This is a genomic window from Nocardiopsis sp. NPDC055879 (genome assembly GCF_053615935.1).
This window is the reverse complement of sequence record NZ_JBSHCT010000002.1, coordinates 266,964-280,548: the sequence shown is the minus strand read 5'-3', so window position 1 is coordinate 280,548 and position 13,585 is coordinate 266,964. Positions and strand designations below refer to the sequence as shown.

Sequence of the window (13,585 nt, the reverse complement as noted above, 5' to 3'; positions counted from 1 at the left end):
CAGTCTGGCGCACCTTCGGTGGTCCCCGACCGTCTCCTCGGGAAACTGCACCGTGTAGTTTCCTTGTGATGGCCGAGCACGATACCTCCCAGACCACGCCGGACCCCTCCCTGGCTCCCGCCCCCATGCCCGCTCCCACCCGACTCGACCCCGCGTTGTGGAAACTCGCCGGGGTCCTCCTCGTCGGGGCGATGGCCGCGCTACTCGACACCACCATCGTCAACGTGGCGGTCGACCACCTGTCCCACGCCCTGGACGCCCCCGTGTCCACCGCCCAATGGGTGGCCAGTGCCTACCTGCTCTCCACCGCCTCCGTCATCCCGGTGACCGGTTGGGCCGTGGACCGGTTCGGACAACGCGCCACCTGGATGATGGCGCTGGGCCTGTTCGGTCTGGGGTCGTTGCTGTGCGCGACGGCCTGGTCGATCGAGAGCCTCATCGCGTTCCGCGTGATCACCGGGTTGGGCAGCGGCATGGTCCTGCCCCTGGTCATGACGGTGCTGGTGCAGGCCGCCGGACCGCAGCGCCTGGGGCGGGCCATCGGGCTACTGAGCGTGCCGATCCAGATCGCGCCCGCCATGGGCCCGGTCCTGGGCGGTCTGGTCCTGGACTCGCTGGGGTGGCGCTGGATCTTCCTGGTGTCGATCCCCCTGGTGGTGCTCGCCATGATCCTGGGCGTGCGCGGTGTGGAGCGCGGTGATCCGCGGTCGAGTGAGCGGCTGGACGTGCTGGGGTTGGCGTTGCTCTCCCCCGGGATCGCGACCATGCTCTACGGGTTGTCGGTGCTGGGCGACGTCCGGTTCGCGCCGGTGTTCGTCGCCGTGGGGCTGCTCCTCATCGCGGGTTTCGCGGTGCACTCCCTGCGTCGTCGCTCCGGCGGCCCCGCCCCCGTGATCGACCTGCGGCTCTTCGGTGACGTGCTGTTCCGGTTGGGCGCGATGCTCATGTTCGTGTTCGGGCTGTGCATCTGGGCGGGCATGTTCCTACTGCCGTTGTTCTTCCAGCAGGTGCAGGGGACCACGGCGTTGACGGCGGGGCTGTTGATGGCCCCGATGGCGGCCGGGGTGGCTCTGGTCAACCTGTTCGTCGGCCCGATCGCCGACCGCAGCGGCCCCCGCTACCTGGTCGTGGGCGGGTTGCTGGTGGGCGCCGTGGCCACCGCGCCGTTCGCCGTGGCGGGACCGGACACCTCGCAGGCGCTGCTCGCCTCGGCGATGTTCGTACGCGGTCTGGGTCTGGGTACCGCGATGGTCCCGATGTTGGCCACCGCCTACCGCGGGTTGCCCTCCGACCAGGTGCCCCGTGCCAGCAGCGCCCTGAACGTGACCCAGCGGATCGGCGCCGCGGTGGGCACGGCCGCGCTCGCCCTGTTGCTGTCATCGCTGCTCGCCGGCGGCACCGTCCCCACCTTGGCGTTCCAGGCCACCTTCTGGTGGATGACCGGGCTGACGGCGCTGGCGCTGATCCCGGCGATGTTCCTTCCCAAGGCCCGCCCCTGACCTTCAGCGCCCCAATCTGCGCCAGATCGGCCGCGGCATCAGCCGCATTCCCGTGAACACCGGCCGCAGAACGCTCGGCGCCCACACGGTGGTCGCCCTGCCCCGCAACCCCTTGGCCACGGCATCGGCGACCTGGCCCGGCGTGGCGGGGAAGGGCGCCGGGTCCACGTGCGCGGACATGCGGGTGGCCACGTACCCCGGGCGCACCACCAGAACGCGTGCGCCGCTGCCGTGCAGAGAGTCCGCCAGCCCTTGCGCGAACCCGTCCAGGCCGGCCTTCGCGGACCCGTAGACGAAGTTGGCGCGGCGCACCCGGACCCCCGCCACGGACGACAGCACCACGAGCGTGCCGTGGCCCTGTTCGCGCAGCCTGGCGGCGACGGCCAGGTCGACCGACACGTGTCCGGTGAAGTTCACCGCCGCCGAACGGGCGGCGGCGTGCGGGTCCCCGTCGTACTCGGCCTGCTCCCCCAACACACCGAACGCGTCCACCACCACGTCCAGGTCGCCGACCAGCTCCACGGCGGCGGCCACCGTGTCGGCGTGGGTGTCGGTCGCCTCGGCCTCGAACTCCAAGGAATGGACGGTGGCGCCCAACGCCTTCAGGACGCTCGGCGGTTCGGCGACCCCGCCACGGGCGGCCAGGACCACCTCGCGGGCGCCCTCGCGCACCAGTCGTTCGACCACGGCGAGGCCGATCTCGCTGCGCCCGCCGAGCAACAGCACGGTGCGCACCTTTCCCAGCGAGTCGCGCATGGGGTTTCCTTCCGGTCCGGGTGGGTGGTTCAGAGGAGCCGCAGCCGGCGGGCCAGGTCGGAGACGAGGACCCCGTCGGGGTCGACCCGTTCGCGCACCTTCCGCCAGGCGGGCAGGTCGGGGTACATGGCGTGCACGGCCTCGGCGTCCGCCCGGCTGTCCTTGGCCAGGTACAGACGTCCGCCGGCGGCGAGCACCCGTTCGTCGAAACCTCGCAGCAGCCCGGCCAGACCGGGGAACTCGGCGGGCAGGTCCAGGGCGAGCGTCCACCCGGGTCGGGGGAACGAGAGCGGCCCCGGGGTGGGCGCGCCCATGCGTTTGAGGACCGCCAGGAACGAGGGCGCGCCGGCCTTCGACAACCCCTCCACGACGTGGCGCAGGGTGCCCTCCTCCCCGAAGGGCACCACGAACTGGTACTGCACGAACCCGTGCGGACCGTACATGCGGTTCCAGCCCCGCACCTTGTCCAGCGGGTGGAAGAACCCGCCCAGCGGTCGGGCCTGCCCCCGCCTGCGCTCGGGCGCAGCGTGGTGGTAGGCGGTGTTGAAGGCGCCGACGGTCGCCCGGTTGAGCAGGCGCGGCGGCGCCCACGGCGGTGCGCTCAGTGGAGCACTCGGGCGGTACCGGAGGGGTTCGCGGCGCAGCGGCGCGGGCAGGTCGGTGACGCGGGCGTGGTGGGCCCGGGTCAGCACCCCGCGACCGGTGGCGGCCCCCCGGGCGAGCAGGTCCACCCAGCACACCGTGTACCGGTAGTCCTGGTCGGTGCGCTCCATCAGGTCCAGCGTGGAGTCGAGGTCGCCGGTCCGGTCGGTGTCCACCCGCATGTGCGCGGTCTCCACGGGGATCACCCCCAGACGCACGGAGGTGATGACCCCGGTCAGGCCCATCCCGCCGACGGTGGCCCAGAACAGTTCGGTGTCACCGTGGTCGGGACCGATCTCCAGGGCCTCGCCTCGGGGCGTGAGGAGGGTCAGGGAACGCACGTGGGCGCCGATGGAGGAGTCGACGTGATGGTTCTTACCGTGGACGTCGGCGGCGATCGCCCCGCCCAGGGTCACGTGTCCGGTCCCGGGGGTGACGGGTGGGAAGTACCCGCGCCGCAGCAGGTGCGCCATGAGTCGGCGCAGACTCGTACCGGCCGGCGCGGTGACCTCGCCGAGGTCGGGATCGAGCCGGGGCGGTCCGGTGAGTTCGGTGCAGTCCAGGACGAGTCCTCCGGCGGCCTGCGCGGCGTCGCCGTAGGAACGGCCCAGTCCACGGGCCAGTGCGCCGCGCGGCCCGGCCTGGGCCAACGCCTCCGCGGCCTGTTCGGCGGTGCGCGGGCGCACCACGGTGGCGGCGGTGGGGGCGGTGCGGCCCCACCCGGTGAGGAGGGTCGGTCGACTCACAGGTAGATCCCCAGTCCGACCAGGAGGACGAGGGCCACGAGGACGAGCTGCAGGGGGCGGTCCCGCAACGCGATCTCCTCGGGTTCCTCGCCCGCGCCCCGGTCCACGAGCAGGTTGTAGCGGAGCACGAACATGATGAACGGAACGATACTGGCCGCGTGGAACGGGGACTGCGGTCCCGCGGACTGTTCCAGGGCCCAGAGACAGTAGGTGACGATCATGGCGCCGGAGGCGATCGTGCGCATCTGGGCCAGGTAGCCGGGCGTGTAGCCGAGCAGGGCGGCCCGGGTGGGGCGGGTCTCCTCGGGGGCCTCCGCGAGACCCCGCAGTTCCGCCTCTCGTTTGCCGACCACCACGAGCAGGGCGGCCAGCGACACCACGATCACGAACCACGAGGTCAGCGGCACCCCGACCACGTAACCGCCGGCCATGGCGCGCAGCACGTGACAGCCCGCCACCGCCACCAGGTCGACGATGACCATGTCCTTCAGAAACCAGGTGTAGGTCAGGGTGAGGACCACGTACACGCCGAGGACCACGCTCAGCCCCGGGCTCCCCAGCGCGAGGGAGGCCAGGGGCGCCACGGTCACGAACAGGACCCCGGCCACGACGGCCACGGGCACCGGGAGGGCTCCGGAGGCGATCGGGCGGTGACGCTTGCGCGGATGCCGCCGGTCACCGTCCACGTCACGGACGTCGTTGAGCAGGTAGGTGCCGCCGGCGGCCACACAGAACAGGGCGAAGGTCGCCGCGCACAACAGCAGGGAACGAGGATCGGTGAGCGCGCCGGCGGCGGCCGGGGCGGCGAAGACCAACAGGTTCTTGAGCCACTGTCGCGGGCGACAGGCCCGCAGCAGGGCCGAGGGCAGTCCCACGACGTCACTCCGCCCGGGTCGGTTCTCGGTCTCGGGGGCCGTGGTCACGCGTTCCCCCTCTGGGTCCGGCGATGGTACGTGGATGCGGGAACCGGACCGCCCACGGGGGTGGCGGGCGGTCCGGTGGGATGGTCCGGCTCGGGGCAGTGGCCGGGGGGATGGGGGGCGGTGGGGTCTACTGGGCGGCGCGGCGTCCGGTGACGAGCAGGACGACGGCGATGCCGATGAAGCCGACGCCGGCCACGAGCGAGACGATCGGCAGCGTGGTGTTCAGCAGCGGCAGGACCGCACGGGCCTGGTCGGTGTTCTCGATGGCGGCGGCGCGGGTGGCGTCGTCGTAGACGAGTTCACCGCTCATCATGGTCAGCACCTCTTCCCCGTCCACGACGACGACCTGGTGGTGGTCCTCGCTGACGTTGATCGGCGAACCACTGACCGGTTCGATCCAGTAGGTGCGGGTGATGGAGAAGGTCACGTCACCGACGACGTCGCCCTCACCGTCGAGACCGGCGACCTCACGCGGGATCTCCCGCTCACCGATGACGGTCGGGTCGACGGTCTGGACGAACTTGTAGGCCTCGACCCCGTCGACGTCCTCGACGCCCTGGAACTCCATGGGGACGACTTCCTCGACGGTCGTCTCGAAGAAGTCGTAGTCCCGCTGTTCGGTGTTGAACGGGAACTTCCAGGCCTGGCCGCTCTGGGTGACGCGCTCTTCGTTCACCATGGCGTCGCAGCAGTCGACCGCTTCACCCGTGACACGGTCGTGCCCGGTGCGCCGGCTACTGGAGCTGATCCCGAAGTCCGTGTCGGAGTCCTTGATCCAGGTGAACTGGTCCCACACCACCACGTCGTCGGTGCTGGAGGCCACGTCGGCACGCAGGGTGGAGTGCGCCTCGACCTGGGCGTTCTCCACCTGCTCGACGTCTTCGATGTTGAAGTAGGTGGCCTCGCCATTGAGGACGGTGGCGTTGTAGTAGTCCAGTGGAGTCTTCATCAGGGAAGTGGCCATCCACATGCGCATCATGGGTGCCAAAGCGAGACAGAAGACCCCCAGCGCGATGAGAACGACCGCAACGGTACGGCGCATGTGTGCCCTCCTGGGCGGATGAGAGTCCGGATCTGGAACTAGGTTCAGTTCCGGGTAGAGTACTGCCCAGTAGTGAACGACGTCACCTGGGCGTGTCTGAATTTTTATAACACGTTCTAGTGAAACGTGTTCTGGCTCCCTCCCGCCCAGGAAGGCCCCATGGCGCCCACGCCCACCGCGCCCGAGGACCCCACCTCCGGCAGCCCCCGGACCGACGCGGCCGACCCCGAGCGCACGCTCCCCCAGGTGAGCGGGCGCCACCACGCCCTCGACGGGATCCGCGCCCTCGCCTGCCTGATGGTCCTCATCGTGCACGTGTCGACCGAGACCGGGGACGCTCTCGCGCCCGGGATCCTCGGCGGGGTGCTCAGCGCGACGGCGCTCGCCGTCCCCCTGTTCTTCGCCCTGTCCGGAGTGCTGCTGTACCGCCCGTGGGCCCGCGCCGCCCTGGACGGCACCCGTGGCCCGAACGTGCCCTCCTACCTGTGGCGACGCGTGATGCGCGTCTTCCCCGCCTACTGGGTGGTGGCGACCACCGCGCTGGTGCTGTGGGCCGGGGAGCACCGCGATTCGGTGGTGCACTGGATCGAGGTCCTGACGCTGTCCTTCCCGTTCAACACCAGCCCCCACTGGGCGGGACCGGGACCCTACGGACTCGGACAGATGTGGAGCCTTTCGGTCGAGGTGTCCTTCTACCTCACGCTTCCGCTGTTCGCCGCGGTGCTGCACCTGTGGGCGCGCGGCGGCGCGACGGTGAACGCGCGCGGGAAACGGCTGCTCATCGGCCTGGCCACGATGACGGCGCTGTCGTTCCTCGCGTTGATCCCGCAGTACTTTCCCGAACCCAGCGAGCACATGCACTCCTGGCTGCCGCGCTGCATGGGCATGTTCGCGGTGGGCATGGGGTTGGCCGTCCTGTCGGAGTGGGCCTGGCGCGAACCCGGCGCGGACGGTCCGGTTCGCAGGCTCTGCCGCACCATCGCCGCCTCCCCCGGCCTGTGCTGGCTGGTGGCGGCCGCGTTCTTCCTGTTGGAGGCGACCCCCGCCGCGGGCGGCCGCTTCTTCGAGCCGGGCAACCTGTGGATCTCCGCGGTCGAGAACCTCACCAACATCGGCTTCGCGCTGTTCATGGTCGCCCCCGCGGCTCTGGCGCCCCGACCGAAGGAGGGGCCACCGCCGGCCCTGCGCACCGCCCAGGCGTGGCGGGACGGCGCGTGGCTGGACGCCGTCATGCGACACCGGGTGATGGTGTTCTTCGCACCGATCAGCTACGGGGTGTTCCTGTGGCAGTTCGTGGTGCTGTACCTGTGGCGCGACTTCACCGGGCAGGAGATCTTCGCCGGGTCGTTCTGGCTGGACATCATTCCGGTCCTGATCTTCACCACGTTGCTCGCCAAGCTCACCTTCCACTTCGTGGAGGAGCCCTCCCGGAAGTGGTCTCGACGCTTCCTCTCGGAGGGGCGGAGGGGACGGCGCCCGGTACCGGCGGGCCCGCCCCCACGCTGAGGGTTCAGCCCTCGTCGTCCTCCGCCTCCTCATCCTCCGCTTCCTCCAGGTCACTCGCGGGGGCCAACGGGCCCAGGGAGGACCAGGTCACGCAGGTCTTGTCCGGGTCGGTGTACAGGGTGAACGTGTCGCCGCGCTCGCTCACCGGCACGTACCAGAACCCGCCCTCGGGCGCCGCCGGAAGTTCGGTCTGCACCTCCTCGTCGCCCACCACCACGACCAGGTTGGCCTCCTCCTGGGAGGTGTAGCCGATCGTGGCCACCTGCTCGATCCCGCCGAACTCCCACACCGACCAGGACATCAGGCCATCCCAGTTGTCCATGCAGTCCTCGTCCTCGGCGGGGACGAACGAGTTCACCTGCGACGGCGGACCCGCCACCACCAGGTTCCCCTCGTCGTCGAACACGTGGGCGGTGGGCGCGGGTTCGGGTTCGTACATCCGCTCGGCGAGTTCGCGGTCGGCCAACGGTGTCAGCACGTACGAACTGAGCCGGCGCGGACCGTTCCATTCCAGGACGATGTCGTCGGGCACCGGCCTGCTGTAGATCCCGGCGTCCTCGGGCACCTCGGCCAGGGACGTGCGCGCGTTGTCCATGTAGGACCGCAACCGGTCCCCGCTCAGCGTCCCGGCGTAGGTGTAGGTGGAGTAGCCGGCCGAGCCCGCGTAGATCAGCGTGACGACCAGGGCGAGCGTCCCGGTGACGCGTCCGGGATGTACCAGGCGGAGCCGGCGGCGCGGGTCGCGCTCCTCCCCCGTGTTGCCCGTGTACTCCCTGGCCCGCTCCTCCTTCGTGACGAGGAAGGCGAGCGCGAGGACCAGCGCGAAGATCAGCGCGGCGTCGGCCACGTATCGGGGGTCCGAACCGACCTCGCCGTAGACGTCACCGCGGGCGATGACGGTCGGGATCGCGTCGGCGAACACCAGGTAGCCCAGCAGCAGCGCCCACGCCCGCCAGGCGCCCCGACGCACACGCAGGCTCGCCACGACGATGAGGGCGAGCACGACCCACGCGCCGATGAGCACGAAGCCGATCGGGTCGAGCAGACCTCCGGTGGGGGTGATCGGGCTCCACTCGAACGGACCACCCAGGACACCCACCGGGAACACCTCGGTGAGCATGCGACGCATCAGCTCGGCGGCGGTGTCCCACACCGGCACAGAAGCGCCCTCCTCCCCGGTGCCGGCGTTCTGCCGGACCAGGTAGAGCACCAGGTAGCCCAGGGTGAGGCCGACCATGCCCGTCCAGAACCTGCGGTCCATCCAGAACGCGTACCGGACCGCCCGGATCGGCCCACCCGGGTACAGGAAGGCCACCGCGAACGCCAGGAGCAGCGGTGGCAGCAGCATGGCCTTGACCGAGAACAACATCCCGAACACGACCGCGGCCACGACCCACCACACGTACCGGGTCACGCCGGTGCGCAGGTAGCGGACGGTGAACAGCAGCGCCAGGGCGACCGAAAGCTGAAACGGCACCGCGTTGAGCGCCGCCGCCCACCAGCCCAGCACCGGGATGGTGAGCGGGGCCAGGGCGTACACGGTGAGGGGCACCAGCAGGGCCCAACGGCGACCGAACAGCTCCCACAGCAGCCGGAAGAAGACCAGGATCGCGGCGACCTGCAGGAGCAGCATGGTGCCCGCCGCCGACACCCAGTGGTAGGCACCGAAGGCGTTCTGCAGGTAGATCAGGAACATGGCCCCCGGCATGAAGTGGCCCTTGTGCAACTCCAGCAGGAACTCGGGGGTGAGGTCGCTGGAGTTGGCCGCCGCGAAGAACAGGAAGTCGTCCTCCACGAAGTACGACTCACCGAGCACGTAGACCTTCAGTATCGTCGCCACGGCGACGATGAGCATTCCGAGCTGGAAGACCCGGTCGCTTCGCACCCGGCCCAGCGCGGCGAACGCCTCCCGTGTGATCTCCCCGAAGGTAGGACCCTGCTCCTCGGCCTCCTCGACCTGTCTGCGTACTCTTGTGGTCCCGCCCTCATCGGGGGAAACAGGCGGCATAGGTACTCTCCCCGCCGTAGGTTGGCCAACCCGGAAAATGGGTGCCAGAATACAACACGTTCCACTTTTATTCCTGACCGTTGCCGCAGGTCTCGCAGACCCAGGCATCCAGAACAGGAACAGGCTTCATTCAGCCCTGTTCCGGGGCGGTCTCCAGCACCGTGGGGGTGATGCCGGTGGGGCTCGAACAGGTCCGCCGAGACTGGACCCGACTGGGATCCACCGAGCCGCTGTGGGCGGTCTGCGTGGACCCGGACAAACGTGACGGCGGGTGGGACGACGACGAGTTCCTCGCCTCCGGCCGTTCCGACATCGACCCGGCCGTGCACCGCCTGGACGAGCTCGGGCTCGCCGAGGCCCGCGGCCGCGTACTCGACTTCGGCTGCGGCGCCGGGCGTCTGTCCAACGCCCTGGCCGCCCACTTCGAGCGGGTGATCGGCGTGGACATCTCGGCCCCGATGCTGGAGGAGGCCCGTCGCCTGGACCGGGCCGAGGGCCGGATCGAGTTCGTGCTCAACGAACGCCCCGACCTGTCCCGGTTCGAGGACGACTCCTTCGACGTCGTCTACACCGACCTGGTCCTGCAACACCTGCCCACCGACCTCGCCGAGGGGTACGTGCGCGAGTTCGCCCGCGTGGTGCGCCCCGGCGGCGCCCTGGTGCTGGGCGTGCCGGACAGCGAGCGGCGGACCTTCAAGGGGCTGGTGTTCAAGTACGTGCCGTGGCCGCTGGTGGCCCTGGCTCAGAGGGTGATCCTGCGTTACCCGGCACCGATGCGCATGCACACCCTGAGCACCGAACGCCTCGCCGAACTACTGCCCGGCTCCGAGATCGTCGCCTCCGACGAGTACTGGGGCGGCGACCACTGGCGGCACCTGCGGCACTACGTCCGGGTGGGGGGCCGGGTGTGACCTCGACCGACAGCGACAGCGGTACCGGAACGCGACCGGACGGGACCATCCCGTTCCGCGCGACCCTCGGCCGATCCGTGGGACTGTTCGCGGCCTTCCGCAAGGAGCAGACGGACCCGGAGTTCTTCTACGGCAAGCTCGCCCACGACACCGTCGACCAGCTGCGTTCCTACACGCCGCTGGACGGCCGGCTGGTGGTGGACGTGGGCGGCGGTCCCGGTTACTTCGCCGACGCGCTACGAGCCGAGGGCGCCCGGTGTCTGTGTGTGGACTCCGACGCCCACGAGATGACGCTGCACGGGCGGGACGCGGACGCGAACGCCGTCCAGGGCAGCGCCTTGGACCTGCCGTTGCGTTCGGGGAGCGTGGACGTGTGTTTCTCGTCCAACGTGCTGGAGCACGTGCCGGACCGGATCCGCATGGCGGACGAGATGGTGCGGGTGACCCGACCGGGCGGACTCGTGTACCTGTCGTACACGCTATGGCTGTCGCCGTGGGGCGGGCACGAGACCTCACCCTGGCACTACCTGGGCGGTTCCTACGCGGCCGAGCGGTTCACGCGCAAGAACGGTCGGCGACCCAAGAACGACTTCGGGCACAGCATGTACGCCGCGTACGCCAAGGAGACACTGCGCTGGGTGCGCGGACGCGACGACGTGGACGTGGTGGACATCCGGCCGCGGTACCTGCCCACCTGGATGAAGCCGATCGTGCACGTGCCGCTGCTGCGCGAGATCATCACCTGGAACCTGCTGATCGTGCTGCGCAAGCGGTGAGTCCCGGTCATTCGGTCGGCGCGCGCCCGGCCGGGTTCGGACTCAGTTGGATCTCGTCGATCCTGCGGCCGTCCGCGTCGGTGACCGTGGCGGTCCACCCGCCCAGGTCCACCCGGTCCCCCGGCCCGTCCGGGATGTGGCCGAGCCGGACCAACACCATCCCCGCCATGGTGACGTAGGCGCCCTCGGGACGGTCGGTGAGGTCCACGCCCAGGTCCAGCAGTTCGTGCACGGGATAGGTACCGGGCAACCGGAGCACGCCCCCGGCCAACCTGTCGACCTCCGGCGGGTCCGGGTCGGTCTCGTCGGTGATGTCACCGACCAACTCCTCCAGCAGGTCCTCCAGGGAAACGATGCCACCGACCGCGCCGGTCTCCCCGATCACCATCGCGAGTTGTTGGCGGCCCTCCGTCATCCGGCGCAGCGTCACCGACAAGGAGAGCGTGTCCGGTAGCTGGGTGATCTCCCGCGCCAGGTCGGCGACGTCGTCGTCCCGCCCGATCAGGTCCGACCAGTGCACCACCCCGATCACGTCGTCCATGTCTCCGGATCGGACCACCGGCGCTCGTGAGTGGCCCCACTCGACCAGCAGGGCGAGGGCCTCGCCCGCGCCGGTGCCCGCCACCACGAAGTCCACGTCCCGGCGGGGCACCAGGACCTCGCGCAGGCGGCGCTCCCGAATCGCGAAGGCACCGTCCAGGATCTGCCGTTGTTCCGGGGTGATGTCCCCGCGCGAGGTGATCATCTCGCGCAGTTCCTCCTCGGTGACCTCCTCGCGTTCGGCCTGCGGGTCCCCGCCGAACAGGCGTACCACCAGGTCCGTGGAGACCCCCAGCAGCCACACCACCGGCCTGGTCAGCGTGGCCAGCAGGTCCAGCGGGCGGGAGACCATCAACGCCCACCCCTCCGCCCGCTGCATGGCGATGCGTTTGGGAGCCAGTTCCCCAAGGACCAGGGTGATGAAGCTCAGCACCACGGTGACCAGCACGATCGAGACGGGGCCGGCGTAACGGCCGAGGAAGCCCAACGGTTCCACCAGCGGCTGGGCCAACGCGACGGCGGCGGTCGCGGAGGCGAGGAAACCCGCGAGCGTGATGCCGATCTGGATGGTCGCGAGGAACCGGTTCGGATCCCGGGCGAGTTTGGCGACGGTGCGACCGCCGGGGCCCCAGGTCTCCAGGCGCCGGATCTGTCCCTCTCGGAGGGTCACCAGGGCGATCTCGCTGCCCGCGAACACGGCGTTCAACACGACCAAGACCAGCACGAGGCCGATCTGGGCCCCATAACCCTCCATGGGCGCTCCCACCATCGGCGTCTCGTCGGATCCGGGGTTCTTCCCCACCATCCCCCACGATCACACGTGCACCCCGGGCCCCGGACGGAAACCGGAACGGAGCCAAGATTCGGGGAGGCCCCTCGGTGCCACACTCACCTTTCACCGGGTTTGAACTGCTGTTCGAGGGTGGGGCGGGGTAGGTGGGGGCGGCGGGGCAGATGGAGCGGGGTAAGTGGGGGTGGGAGGGGGCGCCTCGGATCGGGAATCTTGGGATTGTTGGGCGTTGTGTGGTGTTGGTGGGGCGCCCGAGTAACGCCCCACCAACACCAAGAGCCAGAAACCTGAGGCGCCCCACCCCGCCCACCCCCAGGCGGCACGAAACCGGCGAAACCAACGGCTCCCCCAAGATCAATGGGATCACGAGATCGGTTTCTTCCACCAGGTCAAGGTCTCGGGCTTGTGGATAACCCACCACAAGCACACCTCCACCGGCTCCTAACCGCCCTCCGCGCGGGGACGGGGCACGACTCCGCCCTCTCGTTCGTCCAACAGACCCAGCGCCTTGCGCGGGGACCTGGCGTGCCTGCGCATCCCCGCGAACGGGCACTCGTCACGGTCCATGTCGATGGTGAAGTCCTGGGAGGACCTGAGGTCGTCCAGTTGCTCCCAGGTGATCGGGGTGGCGACGGGCGCCCCCGGCCGGGCCCGCACGCTGTAGGGCGCCACGGCCAACTGGCCCTTCCCATTGCGCAGGTAGTCGACGAACATGCGGCCATGGCGGGCGGCCTTGCGCACCCGGGTGGTCCACTCGGCGGGGGCACGGGCGGCCACCCGGTCCGCGACCGCCTTGGCCAGCTTCCTCACATCGGCGTCGTCCAGCTCCGGCCTCAAGGGCGAGTGGACGTGCAGTCCCCGGGATCCGGTGGTCATCACGTAGGCGCTCAGCCCGAGTTCGGCCAGGACCTCGCGGACGCTCCAGGCGGCCTGCCTGCACGTATCGAACGCGTCGGGCCCCTCCCCCACCGGGTCGAGGTCGAGGACCATCCGGTCGGGCACGCCCAGGCGCGGAGTGCGGGAGGACCAGTTGTGCAGGGTGATGGCGGCCTGATCGGCGCACCACACCAGAGCGGCGGCGTCCTGGCACTCCATCATGCGACCTGAGGAGGTCCACACGGTGCGGATCCACCGGGGATGGGAGGGATGCTGGACAAGGAAGCCGGAGCCGTCGATTCCCTCAGGGAAACGTTGGAGCACGACGGGTCGGCCCTTGGTCTGCGGCAGCATGAGCGGGGCGATCCTGGCGTAGTAGTCGGCCAGATCGGCCTTGGTGGCCCCGTCGGACCCGAAGAGGGGTTTGTCGGCGTTCTTGACCTCCACCTTGCGCCGTCCCGCTCGCACCGTGGTTCGCATCGCACCTACCCCTTCCCTACCGCCTCCGCGCGGTCGTTCGCCGGGTCTACCCGGGGCCCTACCCTGAAAACCACACAGAACATTTCATAT

Annotated in this window: 11 protein-coding genes; 4 read left to right on the top strand and 7 right to left on the bottom strand. The window is 70.0% G+C overall.

From position 1 onward, the window contains the following. The first annotated feature begins 68 nt into the window (after positions 1-68). A complete protein-coding gene (locus ACWGKS_RS03445) occupies positions 69-1,499 on the top strand; it encodes a DHA2 family efflux MFS transporter permease subunit (RefSeq protein WP_358513355.1) in 1,431 nt (476 codons plus the stop codon). 3 nt (positions 1,500-1,502) lie between these two features. Here ACWGKS_RS03445 and ACWGKS_RS03440 read toward each other — a convergent pair whose 3' ends face one another. The 4 genes from ACWGKS_RS03440 to ACWGKS_RS03425 all read right to left on the bottom strand — a co-directional run bounded on the left by ACWGKS_RS03440 (position 1,503) and on the right by ACWGKS_RS03425 (position 5,608). Further along, on the bottom strand, positions 1,503-2,255 hold the full coding sequence (locus tag ACWGKS_RS03440; RefSeq protein ID WP_358513357.1) for a decaprenylphospho-beta-D-erythro-pentofuranosid-2-ulose 2-reductase: 753 nt from the start codon (positions 2,253-2,255) through the stop codon (positions 1,503-1,505). 29 nt (positions 2,256-2,284) lie between these two features. Then, a complete protein-coding gene (locus tag ACWGKS_RS03435; protein ID WP_358513359.1) occupies positions 2,285-3,643 on the bottom strand; it encodes an FAD-binding oxidoreductase in 1,359 nt (452 codons plus the stop codon). Then, a complete protein-coding gene (locus ACWGKS_RS03430) occupies positions 3,640-4,566 on the bottom strand; it encodes a decaprenyl-phosphate phosphoribosyltransferase (RefSeq protein WP_452521621.1) in 927 nt (308 codons plus the stop codon). Before ACWGKS_RS03430 ends, ACWGKS_RS03435 begins: the two co-directional genes overlap by 4 nt. Positions 4,567-4,693: 127 nt before the next feature. After that, positions 4,694-5,608 (bottom strand): DUF3068 domain-containing protein, encoded by a 915-nt coding sequence (locus tag ACWGKS_RS03425; RefSeq protein WP_358513361.1) that lies wholly within the window; start codon positions 5,606-5,608, stop codon positions 4,694-4,696. A gap of 159 nt (positions 5,609-5,767) precedes the next feature. Here ACWGKS_RS03425 and ACWGKS_RS03420 point away from each other — a divergent pair, with 159 nt between their 5' ends. Beyond that, complete coding sequence (locus tag ACWGKS_RS03420) at positions 5,768-7,114, top strand: acyltransferase family protein (RefSeq protein ID WP_452521618.1); 1,347 nt, start codon at positions 5,768-5,770, stop codon at positions 7,112-7,114. Positions 7,115-7,118: 4 nt separating this feature from the next. On the opposite strand, the gene ACWGKS_RS03415 is transcribed toward ACWGKS_RS03420, so the two are convergent. Continuing rightward, positions 7,119-9,122, bottom strand: a complete 2,004-nt coding sequence (locus tag ACWGKS_RS03415; protein WP_358515954.1) for a hypothetical protein — start codon at positions 9,120-9,122, stop codon at positions 7,119-7,121. 170 nt (positions 9,123-9,292) lie between these two features. Here ACWGKS_RS03415 and ACWGKS_RS03410 point away from each other — a divergent pair, with 170 nt between their 5' ends. Further along, the gene (locus tag ACWGKS_RS03410) at positions 9,293-10,033 is read left to right on the top strand and encodes a class I SAM-dependent methyltransferase (protein ID WP_358515957.1); all 741 of its coding nucleotides are present in this window, start codon (positions 9,293-9,295) and stop codon (positions 10,031-10,033) included. After that, positions 10,030-10,809 carry a class I SAM-dependent methyltransferase gene (locus ACWGKS_RS03405; protein WP_358515960.1) on the top strand — a complete coding sequence of 260 codons (780 nt, stop codon included), beginning with the start codon at positions 10,030-10,032 and terminating at the stop codon, positions 10,807-10,809. The genes ACWGKS_RS03410 and ACWGKS_RS03405 overlap by 4 nt, the downstream gene beginning before the upstream one ends. A gap of 7 nt (positions 10,810-10,816) precedes the next feature. Here ACWGKS_RS03405 and ACWGKS_RS03400 read toward each other — a convergent pair whose 3' ends face one another. Beyond that, complete coding sequence (locus ACWGKS_RS03400; RefSeq protein ID WP_358515975.1) at positions 10,817-12,103, bottom strand: hemolysin family protein; 1,287 nt, start codon at positions 12,101-12,103, stop codon at positions 10,817-10,819. Between the two features lie 477 nt (positions 12,104-12,580). After that, positions 12,581-13,495, bottom strand: a complete 915-nt coding sequence (ligD, locus tag ACWGKS_RS03395; RefSeq protein ID WP_358515963.1) for a non-homologous end-joining DNA ligase — start codon at positions 13,493-13,495, stop codon at positions 12,581-12,583. Positions 13,496-13,585 lie beyond the last annotated feature (90 nt).